This is a genomic window from Streptomyces sp. NPDC047042, assembly GCF_040644035.1.
Classification (GTDB): Bacteria; Actinomycetota; Actinomycetes; order Streptomycetales; family Streptomycetaceae; genus Streptomyces.
The window spans coordinates 30,216-46,371 of the sequence record NZ_JBEYVP010000029.1; the positions used below are offsets into that span (position 1 = coordinate 30,216).

Below are 16,156 nucleotides of genomic sequence, written 5' to 3' on the forward strand. Positions count from 1 at the left end.
CCCGGAGCTTTACAGCTCCGGGCGCCCTCATCGCCGTACGAACCCTTACGCCTGGGGCAAGGTGTTCAGTTGGGACTGGATTCGGGTGATGTCCTCTTCCGCCTTGGTGAGGCGGGTCTTGATCTTGTCCACGACGTTGTCCGGGGCCTTGGCCAGGAACGCCTCGTTGGCGAGCTTGGCCTCTGCCTGGGCCTTTTCCTTCTCGGCGGCGGCGAGGTCCTTCGCGAGGCGCTTGCGCTCCGCGGCGACGTCGATCGTGCCGGAGAGATCGAGGGCGACCGTCGCGCCGGCGACCGGGAGGGTCGCGGTGGCGCTGAAGCCGTCCTCCTCCGGCTGGAGGCGGAGCAGCTGGCGGATGGCCGCCTCATGGGCGACGAGCGCGGTGCCGTCGAGGGTGAGGCGGGCGGGGACCTTCTGGCCGTCCTGCAGTCCCTGCTCCTTACGGAAGCGGCGCACCTCGGTGACGACGGCCTGGACAGTGCCGATCTCGGCCTCGGCAGCCTCGTCCCGGAAGCCACTGTCCTTGGGCCATTCGGCGATCACAAGGGACTCGCGGCCGGTCAGCGTGGTCCACAGCGTCTCGGTGACGAAGGGGACGACCGGGTGGAGCAGCCGCAGCATGACGTCGATGACCTCGCCGAGGACACGGCCGGAGACCTTGGCCTGCTCGCCGCCCGCGAAGAAGGTCGTCTTCGACAGCTCCACGTACCAGTCGAAGACCTCGTCCCACGCGAAGTGGTAGAGCGCGTCGCTGAGCTTCGCGAACTGGAAGTCGTCGTAGAACGCGTCGACCTGAGCGACCGTCTTGTTCAGCCGGGAGAGGATCCAGCGATCGGTGGCGGTCAGTTGCTCCGCCGCCGGAAGCTCGCCCTCGATGGTGGCGCCGTTCATCAGTGCGAAGCGCGTGGCGTTCCAGATCTTGTTGGCGAACTTGCTGGACGCCTGGACCCAGTCCTCGCCGATCGGGACGTCGGTGCCGGGGTTGGCGCCCTTGGCCAGTGTGAAACGGACGGCGTCGGAACCGTACTTGTCCATCCAGTCCAGCGGGTCCACGACGTTGCCGAAGGACTTCGACATCTTCTTGCCGCGCTCGTCGCGGACCAGACCGGTCAGCGCGATGGTCTTGAACGGGGCCTCTCCGTCCATGGCGTACAGACCGAACATCATCATCCGGGCGACCCAGAAGAAGATGATGTCGTGGCCGGTCAGCAGGACGTCCGTGGAGTAGAACTTCTCGAGGTCCGGGGTCTGTTCCGGCCAGCCGAGGGTGGAGAACGGCCACAGGCCGGAAGAGAACCAGGTGTCGAGGACGTCGGTGTCCTGGGTCCAGCCCTCGCCCGTCGGGGGCTGCTCGTCGGGGCCGACGCAGACGATCTCGCCGTCCGGGCCGTACCAGACCGGGATGCGGTGGCCCCACCACAACTGGCGTGAGATGCACCAGTCGTTGAGGTTGTCGACCCAGTCGAAGTAGCGCTTGGACATCTCCTCGGGGTGGATCGAGACCCGGCCGTCGCGGACCGCGTCGCCGGCGGCCTTGGCCAGCGTCTCGACCTTGACCCACCACTGGAGAGACAGCCGCGGCTCGACGGTGGTGGAGCAGCGCGAGCAGTGCCCGACGGAGTGCGTGTAGGGGCGCTTCTCGGCGACGATCCTGCCCTGCTGGCGCAGCGCGCCGACGACGGCGGAGCGTGCCTCGAAGCGGTCCAGGCCGAGGAAGGGGCCGTGGACGGTGATGACACCGTGCTCGTCCATGATCGTCATGTTCGGCAGGCTGTGGCGCTGCCCGATGGCGAAGTCGTTGGGGTCGTGGGCCGGGGTCACCTTGACGGCACCGGTGCCGAACTCCGGGTCGACATGCGCGTCGGCGACGACCGGGATGGTCCGGTCGGTCAGCGGCAGCTTGATCTGCCTGCCGACGAGGTGCTTGTAGCGCTCGTCGTCGGGGTGGACGGCGACGGCGGTGTCACCGAGCATCGTCTCGGCACGGGTGGTGGCGACGACCAGGCTGTCCTCGCCCTCGCCGTACCTGATCGAGACCAGCTCGCCCGCGTCCTCCTGGTATTCCACCTCGATGTCCGAGATGGCCGTCAGACAGCGGGGACACCAGTTGATGATGCGCTCGGCGCGGTAGATCAGCTCGTCGTCGTAGAGGCGCTTGAAGATCGTCTGGACGGCCTTGGACAGCCCCTCGTCCATGGTGAAGCGCTCGCGGCTCCAGTCGACGCCGTCGCCGAGGCGGCGCATCTGGCCCAGGATCCGGCCGCCGTACTCCTCCTTCCACTGCCAGACACGCTCGACGAACTCCTCGCGGCCCAGGTCGTGGCGGGACTTGCCCTCCTCGGCGAGCTGCTGCTCGACCTTGTTCTGGGTGGCGATTCCGGCGTGGTCCATGCCGGGGAGCCAGAGCGACTCGTAGCCCTGCATGCGCTTGCGGCGGGTGAGGGCGTCCATGAGCGTGTGCTGGAAGGCGTGGCCCAGGTGGAGGGAGCCCGTGACGTTCGGCGGCGGGATGACGATCGTGTACGCGGGCTTGTCGCTCTTCGCGTCGGCGGCGAAGTAACCCCGTTCCACCCAGCGCTCGTACAGCTTCCCCTCTACCTCGGCCGGCGCGTACTGGGTCGGCAGTTCGGTGATGGGCGCTGTGGGCTGCTGCTGAGCGTTCTCGGTCACCCGGTCAGTTTAGAGGCGTCACCACCGTGTCCCGAAACACGATTCTTTCGTAACGGTGGGGCCCCCGGGGCAACTCGGCCCCCTGGCCTGCGCAAAGATGTCAAGAACACATAAGCATCTGGAGGGGAACCCAGAGATGAGCCACAACCAGCCGGGCCCGTACGGCCAACCGCCGCAGCAGCCCGGACCGTACGGCCAGCCCGCCCAGCCCGGCCCCTACGGCCAGCCGGGTCCGTACGGCCAGCCGCCCCAGCCCCCGCAGGCGGCTCCCCAGCCCGGCTACGGCTACCCCCAGCAGGCTCCCCCGGCCCAGCCCGGCTACGGCTACCCGCAACAGCCTCCGCAGGGCGCCCCCAACCCGTACGGCCAGCAGCCCGCCTACGGTCAGCAGCCGCCGTACGGACAGGCCCCCTACGGGGTTCCGCAGCCGCCGGCGCCGGGTGGGGGCAAGAAGCGGACGGCGATCGTCCTCGGGGCCGTGGCCGTCGTGGCCGCCATCGCCGTGGGGGCCTGGTTCGTGCTGGGCGGCGGGTCGGGCGGCGGTTCCGACATCGCCGACGACGGCGCGCACAAGCTGACGACGCCGGCGACCGTGATCGACGGCACGTACAAGAACAGCGGCGACTCGGCGGACGAGATGACCGACAAGGAGATCAAGGAAACCGAGTCGTGGGGTGTGCAGAACCCCAAGAACGTCAGCGCGGGCTACACCTCGGGGTCGGGACTCACCGCGAAGAAGCTCATGTTCTCCGGTGTGTACGGCACGGTCGAGGACCCGGAGAAGGCCGTCGACGCGATGTTCACGAAGATGAAGACGGAGTCGGAGAAGGACTCCTCCTTCAGCGGCAAACTCGTCGGCAGCCCGCAGGAGTTCACGCCCTCGGGCTTCGACAACGGCGTCATGAAGTGCCAGCAGATCGAGAGCACCGAAGCCGGCAAGGCGACACGGATGCCGGTGTGCATCTGGGGTGACCACAGCACCCTCAGCTACGTCATCTCCTTCGACATCGCCGCCATCGCCACGGGCGGCGGCGGCTCGTTGGAGGACGCGTCCGCGCTCGCGGCCAAGCTGCGCGCCGATGTGCGCGTCAAGGCCTGAGACGCCCAGGACCCGCTTCAACTGCGGAGGGGCCCCGGTCTGTTGACCGGGGCCCCTCCGCAGTTCTGCCCAATTCCCTTGTCCTGCCGTTACGCCGTCTTCTGCTCGCCCGGGCCGCGGCCGCGCGCGTCCCTCGGGATCAGGGTCGGGTTCACGTTCGACAGGACGACGTCCGCCGTGATGACGACCCGGGCCACGTCCTTGCGGGACGGGACCTCGTACATCACCGCCTGGAGGACCTCCTCCATGATGGCGCGCAGACCACGCGCGCCGGTCTGGCGCAGGATCGCCTGGTCGGCGATGGCTTCGAGTGCCTCGCGCTCGAAGTCCAGCTCCACGCCGTCGAGTTCGAAGAGGCGCTGGTACTGCTTGATGAGGGCGTTGCGCGGCTCCACCAGGATCTGGAGGAGGGCCTCGCGGTCCAGGTTGTGCACGGACGTGATGACCGGGAGGCGGCCGATGAACTCGGGGATCATGCCGAACTTCACCAGGTCCTCGGGCATGACGTCCTCGAAGCGGTCCTTCGCCTCCAACTCCTTCTTGGAGCGGATCGTGGCGCCGAAACCGATGCCCTTGGCGCCCGCGCGGGACTCGACGAGTTTCTCCAGGCCGGCGAAGGCACCGCCCACGATGAACAGCACGTTCGTCGTGTCGATCTGGATGAACTCCTGGTGCGGGTGCTTGCGTCCGCCCTGCGGCGGGACGGAGGCCGTCGTGCCCTCCAGGATCTTCAGCAGGGCCTGCTGGACACCCTCGCCGGACACATCACGCGTGATCGACGGGTTTTCACTCTTCCGCGCGACCTTGTCGATCTCGTCGATGTAGATGATTCCGGTTTCGGCCTTCTTGACGTCGTAGTCCGCCGCCTGGATCAGCTTCAACAGGATGTTCTCGACGTCCTCGCCGACATACCCGGCCTCCGTGAGCGCCGTCGCGTCGGCGATGGCGAACGGGACGTTCAGCATGCGCGCCAGGGTCTGCGCGAGGAGGGTCTTGCCGGAGCCCGTGGGGCCCAGCAGCAGGATGTTCGACTTCGCCAACTCGATGGCGTCGTCACGGCCTTGGCCGCTGGCGTTCTCGCCGGCCTGGACCCGCTTGTAGTGGTTGTACACCGCGACCGACAGGGCCTTCTTGGCCGACTCCTGCCCGACCACATACCCCTCGAGGAACTCGTAGATCTCGCGAGGCTTGGGGAGTTCCTCCCACCTGACCTCGCTCGTCTCCGCGAGCTCTTCCTCGATGATCTCGTTGCAGAGATCGATGCACTCGTCGCAGATGTACACACCGGGGCCTGCGATGAGCTTCTTGACCTGCTTCTGGCTCTTGCCACAGAACGAGCACTTGAGCAGATCGCCGCCGTCACCGATGCGTGCCACGGTGTGCTTCCCCTTCGCCTGGGAGTCGCCTGGGTCCAGCGACTCCTGGTGCTGCCTTATGTCCGACGGTACCTTGCCGGGCCCCCCGTTCGGGCCCCCCTTGGCGCGGTTGACTTCGACGTGCTCCAAGTCGAACCGTGCCAAGGGGCGGCAGACGATACAGCTTCCGCGTCTACCAGTGCGCCTACCAGTACGTCAGCGGACGCTGGCGTTGTTCATCTTCCGGGTGGAAATGATCTGGTCGATCAGGCCGTACGACAGGGCGTCCTCGGCCGTGAGGATCTTGTCGCGCTCGATGTCCTCGCGGATCTTCTCGATCGGCGTGGTCGAGTGCTTGGCCAGCATGTCCTCCAGCTGCGAACGCATCCGGAGGATCTCGTTGGCCGCGATCTCCAGGTCGGAGACCTGACCCCGGCCGGTCTCGCTGTACGGCTGGTGGATCAGCACGCGCGCGTTGGGCAGCGCCATGCGCTTGCCCGGCGTACCGGCCGCGAGGAGGATCGCGGCGGCGGAGGCCGCCTGGCCCATGCAGACCGTCTGGATGTCCGGCTTCACGAACTGCATCGTGTCGTAAATCGCAGTGAGCGCCGTGAAGGAGCCGCCGGGGCTGTTGATGTAGACCGAGATGTCCCGGTCGGGGTCCATCGACTCCAGGCACAGGAGCTGTGCCATGACGTCGTTGGCGGAGGCGTCGTCGATCTGCACGCCGAGGAAGATCACGCGCTCCTCGAAGAGCTTCGCGTACGGGTCGTACTCACGCACGCCCTGCGAGGTGCGCTCGACGAAGCGCGGGATGACGTAGCGGGACTCGGCGATGGGGCCGGTGTACGTCGCCTGGGCGGCGCCCTGGACGGCCGTTGTGCGGTCGTAGAGGCCGCTGCCGGGGAAGTCGTTCACGGTGTCTCCTGAAAGGGGCTGAGGCGGGGGCTGGCGGGCGTTGGGGGGCTGTCTACGAGCCCGCCCCGGTGCCTCCGCCGCCCGGCATGCCGGCAGCTGTGGCGATGACGTCGTCGATGAGGCCGTAGGTCTTGGCCTCGTGGGCGTCGAACCAGCGGTCGCGGTCCGAGTCACGGGTGATCTGCTCCACCGACTGGCCGGTGTGCTGGGACGTGAGCTCGGCCATGCGCTTCTTGGTGTGCAGCAGCCGCTCGGCGTGGATCTTGATGTCCGAGGCCGAACCGGCGAGGCCGGCGGACGGCTGGTGGATCAGGATCTCGGCGTTCGGCAGTGCGAAGCGCTTGCCCGGGGTGCCCGCGCTGAGCAGGAACTGACCCATCGAGGCGGCGAGGCCCATGGCGATCGTCACCACGTCGTTCTTGATGAACTGCATGGTGTCGTAGATCGCCATGCCGGCCGTGATCGAACCGCCCGGGCTGTTGATGTAGAGGTTGATGTCCTTGTCGGGGTCAGCGGCGGCAAGGAGCAGCAGCTGCGCGGTGATCTTGTTCGCGATGTCGTCGTCGACCTGCTGACCGAGGAAGATGATCCGCTCGTTGAGCAGCCGGTTGTAGACCTGGTCGCCGAGGCCACCGCCGATGGAAGGCTCGCCGGCGGCGGAAGGCATCAGATTCGTCACGTCGTATCCACCTGCTCGTATTACGACGGCGCCGGGCCGTCTCACGTGTTCTACCGGGGCGTGGGGCCGTCCGGCGGTTTCGGGGACTCCCCTGCCCTCGTATTCATGGACCCTAACGCGCGGGTCCCTCCGGGGAATCCCGGGAAGTGAACTGTTCGCTGTGAGCGCATGTGCTCCGCCGGGGTGAGCGGGGTGCTCCGCTGGGGTGAGCAGGGTGTCGCGTCGGGGCCAGCTGGGTCCGGGGCGGGCTGGGGGCCGGGCGTCGCGGGGCTGCGCCCCGGGCCCCCTGGGGGCTTCGCCGTGGCGTTGGCGGTCGGTGGGGCGGTGCGGGTGTGTGGGGGCCGTTCGCGCAGTTCCCCGCGCCCCTACAGGGCGCGACCAGAGGGCCGGGGGAGCCCATGGCTCCCGAGTTGCTCGCCGTGGCTTCGCCGGGTCGTGAGCTGTGCGGGTGGGTGGGGGCTGGTCGCGCAGTTCCCCGCGCCCCTTAAAGGCGCGAACAGGCCCCCAGGGACCAAAGTCCCTGGGGGCCTGTTCGCGTGCTTTCAGCTGTGCCGGAGGCTTAGGCCTCCGGCTTCTCCTCGGGGGTGTCGGTCTCGGCGGCCGGGGTTTCCTCGGAGGTGGACTCCGTGGTCTCGTCCTCTTCCTCGTCGTCGAGGTCGATGATCTCGCCGTTGGTGTCCTTGACCGTGGCGGCCTCCACGACGACCGCGAGGGCCTTGCCGCGGGCGACCTCGCCGACCAGCATCTGGACCTGGTTGCCCTCGACGACCGCCTGCGCGAACTGGTCGGGGGACATGCCGGAGGAGGCCGCGCGCCGCATGAGGTGCTCGGTGAGCTCCTCCTGGTTGACGTTCAGCTTCTCCTTGTTGACGAGCTCGTCGAGGACGAACTGCGTCTTGATGCCCTTGACCGCGGCTTCCTTGGTCTCGGCGTCGAACTCCTCGGCCGTCTTGCCCTGGATCTCGAGGTACTTCTCGAGGTCGAGGCCCATCTGGCCGAGCTGGTGGTGCTCCAGGTTGTGCTTACGGGTGTTGATCTCGTCCTCGAGGAGCTTCTCGGGGACGGGCACCTCGACGAGCTCAAGCAGCTTCTCCAGGACGCGCTCCTGGGCCTGCGTGGCCTGGTCGTACTGCTTCATGTTCTCGAGGCGCTTGCGGCTGTCCGCGCGCAGCTCCTCCAGGGTGTCGAACTCGGAGGCGAGCTGGGCGAACTCGTCGTCCAGGGCCGGGAGTTCACGCGCGGCGACCTGGGTGACCTTGACGGTGACCTCGGCCTCCTTGCCGGCCGCCGAGCCGCCCTTGAGCTCGGAGGTGAAGGTGGCCTCGCCACCGGCCTCCACGCCCTTCACGGCGTCGTCGACGCCGTCCAGCAGCTCGCCGGAGCCGATGGTGTAGGAGACGCCGGTCGCGACGCCGTCCTCCAGCACCTCGCCGTCGACCTTGGCCTCCAGGTCCAGCGTCACGACGTCGCCGTCCTCGGCGGCACGCTCGACCGGGGAGGTGGAGGCGAAGCGCTCACGGAGCTGCTCGACCGACTTGTCGATGTCCTCCTCGGTGACCTCGATCGCGTCGACCTCGACCTCGATGCCGGAGTAGTCCGGGATCTCGATGGTCGGGCGGACGTCGACCTCGGCGGTGAAGTTCAGCGTCTCGCCGTCCTTCAGCTCCGTGATGTCGACCTCGGGCTGGCCCAGGACGCTGAGCTCGGCCTCGTTGACCGCGTCGGTGTAGAACTTCGGGAGCGCGTCGTTGACCGCCTCCTCCAGGACCGCACCGCGGCCGAACCGCTGGTCGATGACGCGCGCCGGGATCTTGCCCTTCCGGAAGCCCTTCACCGTGACCTGCTGGTTGATCTTCTTGTACGCCGCGTCGAGGCTGTCCTTGAGCTCCTCGAAGGGCACCTCGATGCTGAGCCGAACCCGGGTCGGGTTCAGGGTCTCCACGGCGCTCTTCACGGTTCGGTCTCCTTGGGGGCTGACTTCTCTGGTTTCTGCTGAGGGTTCTGCCGATTGCCCTCTGCCGGACACGGCCCAGCCTCAGCGGATTCGCGGCCCTTGAGGGACGTAACAACGCAGACACACGGGCGCGCAGCTTGCATAGTAGCCGCAGGCGGTACTCGCCCCAAAAGGTGATCTCGCCGGTGGTCCGGCAGGTGGTCGGGGTGGCGGGATTTGAACCCACGGCCTTCCGCTCCCAAAGCGGACGCGCTACCAAGCTGCGCCACACCCCGTCTGGTGCGACACGTAGGGTACATGGCCGCAGGCCGTGGGGTTACCGCATTTCAGGACTGGGGGCCGAGGCCGGCGTGAGGTCCGGCCGCGTCCCGGAAAGGGAGTGTGCGCCCGGGGCCCTCGAACCGCTACGATGCCTTCTGTGCCGCGGTCACCTGACCTGCGGCGCGCGTCTGCGGGCGTAGCTCAATGGTAGAGCCCTAGTCTTCCAAACTAGCTACGCGGGTTCGATTCCCGTCGCCCGCTCTGTACCGCCTCCGGCCCGGTTCTCTGAACCGGGCCGGTCGTGTTTCCCACGACGGCGGCGGTCAGAACTGGATCTCGTTGATCGTGTCGGCTATCGAGTTCAGGAATCTCTGGATGTCGTCCGCCATGCCGGTCGAGGCCAGGAAGAAGCCGAAGAGTATGGCGACGACGGCCGGGCCCGGCTTGATCGTGCCTCCGCGGATCAGCACCACCAGGATGATTCCCAACATCAGCACCACTGACAACGAAATGGCCACACTGATCACACCCTACGGTCGGTCCACTACCGGCCCAGGGATGCGTTCCCTCGCACCCCCGCCAGATCCATCGTGCCACCAACGAGGCCCGCATATGCGGCCGGTGACGCATCATCGGCCTCACCTGGCCGATTTTTCCGCACAGACAAACCCAGGACACAGGAATATGTCTTTTAGTCGTAACTAAGATGATATTTACGCTTCTTGCAGGCCCAGAAGTGCGCGCATTGCGGCGTACTTGTCGGTCAGGCGGGCGCGGGTCGTGGCATCCAGTGCCGCCAGGCGGGCCGGGTCCGCGTTGTGCGCCAGGTCCGCCTCCTTGACCAGGAACGCACCCGGGGTCTCGAGAATGCGCCGGGCGTACGCCTCCTGGGTCTCCCCCGCCCGCTTGGTGACGGCCAGCACGATGTCCTTCGTACGGGGAGACAGGGCGGCCTCCGCCAGCCAGTGTGCGGACAGCGCGTCGTCCTCCACGGCGTCGTGCAGCCAGGCCGCGGCGATCTGTTCGGCGTCGCCGCCACGCGCGCGTACGCCCTCGGCGACGGCCTGGAGGTGTTCCGCGTAGGGGCGGCCGGCCTTGTCCGTCTGGGTCGCGTGGGCCGCGCGGGCCGCGGCTTCCACTTCGGCCAGGGTCAGGGGTGTTGGCGGAATTTTCGTCACCCGCCCAGTGTGGCTGTTCCTTGATGCTTTCTTGACCTTGGAGGCGAAAATGAGGCGGCCCGGGGGCCCGGGGGCGTCAGATTGTCGCCTGGGCTGTGGGGCCCTCTCGGCAGATCAGGAGGAGGGCCCTGTCGTCGTTCACGTCTCTGGCCACCGCTTCGATGAGGTGCCAGGCCGCGCCGTGGAAGCCGCCGGCCACATAGCGGTCGGCTTCGCCGGTCAGCCGGTCTATGCCTTCCACGATGTCGCGGTCGGACGTTTCGACCAGGCCGTCCGTGAACAGCATCAGGACGTCCCCGGAGCGCAGTGATCCCTTCACGGGGTCGAACTGGGCTCCGTCGTACACACCCAACAGCGGTCCCTCCGCCGCCTTTTCCTCCCAGCGGCCCGTGCCCGCGCTGAGCTGGAGGCCCGGTGGGTGGCCGGCCGAGAAGAGTTCGTAGTCGCCGGAGTCGAGGTCCAGGACGAGGTGGATCGAGGTCGCGAAGCCCTCGTCCCAGTCCTGGCGGAGGAGGTAGCCGTTCGCCGCCGGAAGGAAGGCGTGGGGCGGCAGCGAGCCCAGCAGGCCTCCGAAGGCGCCGGAGAGCAGCAGGGCTCGGGAGCCCGCGTCCATGCCCTTGCCCGACACGTCCGTGAGGACGACCTCCATCGTGCGGCCGCCGTTCGTACGGGCGGCCACCACGAAGTCGCCCGAGAACGACTGGCCGCCCGCCGGACGCAGCGCCATCTCCCGGTGCCAACCCTGCGGCAGCTGCGGCAACTTGCTCTGGACGCGGATGCGTTCGCGCAGGTCGAACAGCATTGTGCCGCCGCGTCTCCACGGGACGCCGACACGACTGCGGAACTGGGCGATGAGGAGCCCGAAGAAACCGCAGGCCGCCACCACCAGGACCACTCCCGGCGTGACCCGGCTCGGGCCCTCCGTGTACGGGCCCAGCTTCACCGACTCCACGATCAGTGCCGTGGCCGCCCCCGCGTACAGGCCCAGCAGGCTGGACGGGCGCAGCAGGAGGCCGCCGGCGACGATCGGGAGGACCAGCAGGGCCGGCGAGCACCACACCGAGTTGGTGAGGGTCATGGCCATGATGATCGGGATGGTGAGGAGCAGACCGGCGAGCGCGATCCAGTCCGATCCGTCGCCCCGGAAGTAGTCCACGGCGGATCTGCGCACGCCGGTGCGGACCCGGTGAACCTGCTTCTTCAACCGGGCCGTGAACGTCTCGGCCTCCGCGCGCCGCTCTCGTCCTTCTGCCATTAGTTCGGGACCCTATCCATCGGACCAGCTGCTTGGCACGGGAGGTCCCACTTGTCCCCCGTCCGAGCTTCAACTTCACAGTGAAACCCACCGGGACCCGATCCGAGGCCCCGAGGGGAAAATTCCCTCGCTCGTCCCGCATTGCCCTGGTAGTCATGGTCCATGACTACCTCCAGGACCCCCGGCTCGACCGACCTGCGGGTGCTCCGGCCCGACGACTGGGATCAGTGGTACGACAACCTGATCCGCGCCTTCGGCGGAATGCCGGAGTCCGCCGAGGAACGGGAGTTGTGGAAATCACTCACCGAGTACGACCGTTTCGTGGGCGCCTGGGACGGTGACACGTGTGTGGGCAGTGCGGGTGCCTTCACTTTCCGGGTAACCGTACCGGGTGGGGCCTCCGTTCCGGCAGCGGGCGTGACGATGGTCGGCGTGGCCGGTACGCATCGCAGGCGCGGGGTGCTCACGTCCATGATGCGGCGGCAGTTGGACGACGTACGCAGCTGGGGTGAGCCGTTGGCCGTGCTGACGGCGTCGGAGCCCGCCATCTACGGGCGGTTCGGATACGGGCTCGCCACCCACTCGTTGAGCTTCGAGATCGACACGACGCGGGTACGGCTGGACGTCCCGGCCGGGACCGGTGACGTACGGCTGCGGTACGCCGTACCGGCCGAGGCCCTTGAGGTCTGTGAGGCGGTGTACGCGCGGCGGGTGCCGGAGCGGCCCGGGATGCTGGCCCGGATGCCCGGCTGGGCGCCCGTCATGGTGCTCGACCCGGAGGGTGAGCGGGGCGGGGCCTCGCCGTTGCAGTGCGTTGTCGCCGAACGGGGCACGGAGGTCGTGGGGTTCGCCCGGTTCCGGGTCAAGCCCGACTGGGATGTCACCGGGTCCAACAGCGCGGTCGTCGTCGAGGACGTGGAGGGGTTCGACGCCGCCGCGCAGGGGGCGTTGTGGCGGTTCCTGTTCGACGTCGACCTGACGTCGAAGATCGTCGGGCGGGCGCGGCCGGTCGACGAGCCCTGGCATCACCTGGTGTCCGACATCCGGCGGTGCGCTCTGCGCAAGCGGGACGCGCTGTACGTACGGCTGGTGGAGGTGGGGGCCGCGCTGGAGGCGCGGACGTACCAGGCGCCCGTGGATGTCGTCCTCGATGTCGAGGACGCGTTCTGTCCGTGGAACAGCGGGCGTTGGCGGCTGACCGGCGATGCCAAGGGGGCGGTGTGCCGGCGTACCGAGGACGCGGCTGATCTCGCCTTGTCCGTACGGGAGTTGGGGGCCGTGTATCTGGGCGGCGTGTCGTTGGCCGGGCTGGCGGCTGCCGGGCGGGTGCGGGAGGTTCGGCAAGGGGCGTTGGCCGAGGCGTCGGTGGCGTTCGGGTCGGTTGTGGCGCCGTGGTTGCCCCACGGGTTCTGACGTCCCTGTCCCGTCAGTTGGTTTGACAGGTGGGGCACCAGAAGAGGTTGCGGGCGGCCAGGTCGGCTGTGCGGATCCCGCCGCCGCAGAGGTGGCAGGGCAGGTTGGCCCTGCGGTAGACGTAGACCTCGCCGCCGTGGTCGTCGACGCGCGGCGGGCGGCCCATCGCCTCCGGGGTGTGTTCCGGGCGGACGGTGTCGATGCGGTTGTTGCGCACGCCCTCGCGCATGAGGGCGACCAGGTCGTTCCAGAGCGCGTCCCACTCGGTGGGCGTGATGTCCCTGCCCGGGCGGTACGGGTCGATGCCGTGCCGGAAGAGGACCTCGGCCCGGTACACGTTGCCGACGCCGGCGATGATCTTCTGGTCCATGAGGAGCGCGGCGATCGTCGTACGGCTGCGGCTGACGCGGGTGTAGGCGGTGCCGGGGTTGGCGTCCTCGCGGAGGGGGTCGGGGCCCAGGCGGTCGTGTATCGCCTGCTTCTCGGTGTCCGTGATGAGGGCGCAGGTGGTGGGGCCCCGGAGGTCCACGTACGAGGTGCTGTTCGCCAGGCGCAGGCGGACCGTGTCCGTGGGGGGCGGGGCGGGGGCGTCGCCGAAGTTGACCTTGCCGAAGAGGCCGAGGTGGATGTGGATCCAGTCGGCTTGGCGGAAGCCGAGGAAGAGGTGTTTGCCGTGGGCGTCGGCGGTGGTGAGGGGGACTCCGTCCAGTAGGGCGGCGGAGTCGGTGAACTTGCCCTGGGGGCTGGTTACCTGGGTGGGTTTGCCTGCGAAGTGGGCGGTGTAGTCCTGGGCCAGGCGGTGGATTGTGTGCCCTTCGGGCAAGGTGCGGGTTCCTTTCGTGTTTTTTGCCCACCCGCCCACCCGTCTCGGTCGGTCGAGAGGTCGGCCTCTCCCCGGGGCTGCGCCCCCGGACCCCCCTTCGGCCTGAACGGCCTCGTCCTCAAACGCCGGACGGGCTGAAATGCGACCGGCGTGGAAGAGGTGGAGGCCATCTGGTTACGGCCGAGGCCGGGGAGCCCTGGGCTGGGAGGCCCGGAACGGGACGCGGGGTCCGAGGCCGGAAACCGGAGCCCTTAGCCGGTAGTCCTGCGGCGAGTGGAGCCGCGTCAGGCTTCGGCCCTCTCGGCCGGTCGGCTCTAGGCCTGGGGGTGGTGTGCCGGGATGGGTGGGAGGTCGGCTGTTGTCTCGTACGACGTCAGCATGTCGATGCGGCGGATGTGGCGGGGGTCCTCCGAGAACGGGGTTGCCAGGAAGGTCTCCACGAACTTCGTCGCCTCGTCCTGGGTGTGCATCCGCGCGCCCACCGCCACCACGTTCGCGTTGTTGTGCTGGCGGCCCAGCGCCGCCGTCTCCTCGCTCCAGGCCAGCGCCGCGCGCACGCCCTTCACCTTGTTCGCCGCGATCTGCTCGCCGTTGCCCGAGCCGCCGATCACGATGCCGAGGGCATCCGGGTCGGCCGCCGTGCGCTCTGCGGCGCGGAGGCAGAAGGGCGGGTAGTCGTCGAGGGCGTCGTAGATGTGGGGGCCGCAGTCCACGGGTTCGTGGCCGGCCTCCTTGAGCCACTCGACGAGGTGGTTCTTGAGTTCGAAGCCCGCATGGTCGGAGCCGAGATACACGCGCATGGTCCGAGTGTGACATGCGTGTTTCCGGGCAGCAGCTCCGGGGGCTGATCGCGAAAAACAGTGGCAACACCCAGAATCCTCAAGCAAACCTCAAGTAACGATCTGGATTCAAAGGTTCAGGAATCCCTACACCTCCGATTCACTGGACCGACTGTTTACGTCGCCCCACCGGCGCGCTTCTCCCGTTCACCCGGCGCAAAGGAATTCCCCCCATGACCTCGCAGCCGACACAGCCAACAGAGCCAACAGAGCCAACAGAGCCAATCACCGGTCTTCAGGCCGGATTGAAAAACCGGCATCTCTCGATGATCGCCATCGGCGGTGTCATCGGAGCCGGACTCTTCGTCGGGTCCAGCTCCGGTATCCGTACCGCCGGACCCGGCATCCTGCTCTCCTACGCCCTCGTCGGCACGCTCGTCGTGCTGGTGATGCGGATGCTCGGCGAGATGTCCGCCGCCAACCCGACCTCCGGTTCGTTCTCCGCGCACGCCGACCGGGCGCTCGGGCGCTGGGCCGGGTTCTCCATCGGCTGGCTCTACTGGTTCTTCTGGGTCGTCGTACTCGCCGTCGAGGCCACCGCCGGGGCCACCATCCTCGAGGGGTGGATTCCCGCCGTACCGCAGTGGGCCTGGGCGCTCATCGTGATGGTGGTGCTGACCGCCACCAACCTCGTCTCCGTCGGTTCCTACGGTGAGTTCGAGTTCTGGTTCGCCGGTATCAAGGTCGTGGCCATCAGCGCGTTCGTCATCATCGGAGGGCTCGCCGTGTTCGGTGTGCTGCCCGGTGTCGACAGCGACAAGGCCGGGCTCGGCAATCTGACCGACCACGGCGGCTTCCTGCCCAACGGGCCCGGCGCCATCCTCACCGGCGTACTGCTCGTCGTCTTCTCCTTCATGGGCAGCGAGATCGCCACGCTGGCCGCCGGGGAGTCCGAGGACCCGCAGCGCGCGGTCACCAAGTCCACCAACAGCATCATCTGGCGTGTCGCCGTCTTCTACCTCGGCTCGATCTTCGTCGTCGTCACGCTGCTGCCGTGGAACGACCCCTCGATCAAGGAGGACGGCTCGTACGTCGCCGCCCTCGACTCCCTCGGTATCGCGCACGCCGGTCAGATCATGAACTTCATCGTGCTGACCTCGGTGCTGTCCTGCCTCAACTCCGGGCTCTACACGGCCTCCCGCATGGCCTTCTCCCTCGGCGAGCGCGGTGACGCGCCGAAGGCCTTCGCGCGAACCACATCCCGTGGCGTACCGCTCGCGGCGATCGTCGCCTCGGTCGTCTTCGGCTTCGTCGCCGTCTTCTTCAACTACAAGTTCCCGGACTCGGTCTTCCTTTTCCTCGTCAACTCCTCCGGTGCCGTCGCCCTGTTCGTCTGGCTGGTCATCTGCTTCTCGCAGCTGCGCATGCGGAAGATCATCGAACGGGAGTCCCCGGAGAAGCTCGTCGTACGGATGTGGCTGTACCCCTATCTGACCTGGGCGACCGCCGCTCTCATCGTGTTCGTCCTCGGCTACATGCTCACGGACACGGAACACGACGGACGCGAGACCGTTCTGCTCTCGCTGCTGGTCGCGGCCGTGGTGGTCGCCATCTCCGTCGTCCGACAGAAGACCGGGCGCGGCGAGGCGGGCGGTGGCGGCGGTGGTGCCGGCGGTGGTGCTGGTGCCCTGGGCACGGGGGGCGTCGATGACGGCGATGACGTCGACGATGTCGTCAAGGTCGGCTAGTTCGGCCCCTTCAGCTCGTTCGGC

13 protein-coding genes and 2 tRNA genes are annotated in these 16,156 nt (G+C 68.0%); 4 read left to right on the forward strand and 11 right to left on the reverse strand.

Features of this window, described 5'->3' with window-relative positions; all coding sequences use genetic code 11:
• Positions 1-45 precede the first annotated feature (45 nt).
• Positions 46-2,670, reverse strand: a complete 2,625-nt coding sequence (locus tag ABZ855_RS30800; protein ID WP_360812383.1) for a valine--tRNA ligase — start codon at positions 2,668-2,670, stop codon at positions 46-48.
• Positions 2,671-2,806: 136 nt separating this feature from the next.
• Between ABZ855_RS30800 and ABZ855_RS30805 the strand changes: the two genes are divergently transcribed.
• Positions 2,807-3,769 (forward strand): hypothetical protein, encoded by a 963-nt coding sequence (locus ABZ855_RS30805; RefSeq protein WP_360812385.1) that lies wholly within the window; start codon positions 2,807-2,809, stop codon positions 3,767-3,769.
• A gap of 89 nt (positions 3,770-3,858) precedes the next feature.
• On the opposite strand, the gene clpX is transcribed toward ABZ855_RS30805, so the two are convergent.
• From clpX to ABZ855_RS30830, 5 genes are all read right to left on the reverse strand, one after another.
• The gene (clpX, locus tag ABZ855_RS30810; protein WP_319204374.1) at positions 3,859-5,145 is read right to left on the reverse strand and encodes an ATP-dependent Clp protease ATP-binding subunit ClpX; all 1,287 of its coding nucleotides are present in this window, start codon (positions 5,143-5,145) and stop codon (positions 3,859-3,861) included.
• 195 nt (positions 5,146-5,340) lie between these two features.
• Entirely contained in the window at positions 5,341-6,042 is a 702-nt protein-coding gene (locus ABZ855_RS30815) for an ATP-dependent Clp protease proteolytic subunit (protein WP_360812387.1), read from the reverse strand.
• Between the two features lie 52 nt (positions 6,043-6,094).
• Positions 6,095-6,766 carry an ATP-dependent Clp protease proteolytic subunit gene (locus tag ABZ855_RS30820; RefSeq protein ID WP_319204370.1) on the reverse strand — a complete coding sequence of 224 codons (672 nt, stop codon included), beginning with the start codon at positions 6,764-6,766 and terminating at the stop codon, positions 6,095-6,097.
• Between the two features lie 514 nt (positions 6,767-7,280).
• Positions 7,281-8,675, reverse strand: a complete 1,395-nt coding sequence (tig, locus tag ABZ855_RS30825) for a trigger factor (protein ID WP_360812390.1) — start codon at positions 8,673-8,675, stop codon at positions 7,281-7,283.
• Positions 8,676-8,873: 198 nt separating this feature from the next.
• Positions 8,874-8,950: transfer RNA gene (locus tag ABZ855_RS30830), tRNA-Pro, on the reverse strand.
• Between the two features lie 176 nt (positions 8,951-9,126).
• Here ABZ855_RS30830 and ABZ855_RS30835 point away from each other — a divergent pair.
• Positions 9,127-9,197 (forward strand) — tRNA-Gly (locus ABZ855_RS30835).
• Between the two features lie 62 nt (positions 9,198-9,259).
• Here ABZ855_RS30835 and ABZ855_RS30840 read toward each other — a convergent pair.
• The 3 genes from ABZ855_RS30840 to ABZ855_RS30850 all read right to left on the reverse strand — a co-directional run bounded on the left by ABZ855_RS30840 (position 9,260) and on the right by ABZ855_RS30850 (position 11,369).
• The gene (locus tag ABZ855_RS30840) at positions 9,260-9,454 is read right to left on the reverse strand and encodes a hypothetical protein (protein WP_360812392.1); all 195 of its coding nucleotides are present in this window, start codon (positions 9,452-9,454) and stop codon (positions 9,260-9,262) included.
• Between the two features lie 195 nt (positions 9,455-9,649).
• Positions 9,650-10,114 carry an HD domain-containing protein gene (locus tag ABZ855_RS30845; protein ID WP_360812394.1) on the reverse strand — a complete coding sequence of 155 codons (465 nt, stop codon included), beginning with the start codon at positions 10,112-10,114 and terminating at the stop codon, positions 9,650-9,652.
• Positions 10,115-10,190: 76 nt separating this feature from the next.
• Positions 10,191-11,369, reverse strand: coding sequence for a PP2C family protein-serine/threonine phosphatase (locus tag ABZ855_RS30850; protein ID WP_360812396.1), 1,179 nt, complete (start codon positions 11,367-11,369; stop codon positions 10,191-10,193).
• 162 nt (positions 11,370-11,531) lie between these two features.
• Between ABZ855_RS30850 and ABZ855_RS30855 the strand changes: the two genes are divergently transcribed.
• A complete protein-coding gene (locus ABZ855_RS30855) occupies positions 11,532-12,782 on the forward strand; it encodes a GNAT family N-acetyltransferase (RefSeq protein ID WP_360812398.1) in 1,251 nt (416 codons plus the stop codon).
• Between the two features lie 13 nt (positions 12,783-12,795).
• Here ABZ855_RS30855 and ABZ855_RS30860 read toward each other — a convergent pair whose 3' ends face one another.
• Together ABZ855_RS30860 and ABZ855_RS30865 are read right to left on the reverse strand one after the other, a co-directional pair.
• Positions 12,796-13,605 (reverse strand): DNA-formamidopyrimidine glycosylase family protein, encoded by an 810-nt coding sequence (locus tag ABZ855_RS30860; RefSeq protein WP_360812400.1) that lies wholly within the window; start codon positions 13,603-13,605, stop codon positions 12,796-12,798.
• 314 nt (positions 13,606-13,919) lie between these two features.
• A complete protein-coding gene (locus ABZ855_RS30865) occupies positions 13,920-14,405 on the reverse strand; it encodes a ribose-5-phosphate isomerase (protein ID WP_360812402.1) in 486 nt (161 codons plus the stop codon).
• 212 nt (positions 14,406-14,617) lie between these two features.
• Between ABZ855_RS30865 and ABZ855_RS30870 the strand changes: the two genes are divergently transcribed.
• Positions 14,618-16,132 (forward strand): amino acid permease, encoded by a 1,515-nt coding sequence (locus tag ABZ855_RS30870; protein ID WP_360812404.1) that lies wholly within the window; start codon positions 14,618-14,620, stop codon positions 16,130-16,132.
• The last annotated feature ends 24 nt before the right edge of the window (positions 16,133-16,156 follow it).

What these genes read in the sequence shown, in the direction of transcription:
- ABZ855_RS30850 (WP_360812396.1), bottom strand. Translation starts at nt 11,369, where the DNA reads ATGGCAGAAGGACGAGAGCGGCGCGCGGAGGCCGAGACGTTCACGGCC.
- ABZ855_RS30805 (WP_360812385.1), top strand. Translation starts at nt 2,807, where the DNA reads ATGAGCCACAACCAGCCGGGCCCGTACGGCCAACCGCCGCAGCAGCCC.
- ABZ855_RS30865 (WP_360812402.1), bottom strand. Translation starts at nt 14,405, where the DNA reads ATGCGCGTGTATCTCGGCTCCGACCATGCGGGCTTCGAACTCAAGAAC.
- ABZ855_RS30855 (WP_360812398.1), top strand. Translation starts at nt 11,532, where the DNA reads ATGACTACCTCCAGGACCCCCGGCTCGACCGACCTGCGGGTGCTCCGG.
- ABZ855_RS30870 (WP_360812404.1), top strand. Translation starts at nt 14,618, where the DNA reads ATGACCTCGCAGCCGACACAGCCAACAGAGCCAACAGAGCCAACAGAG.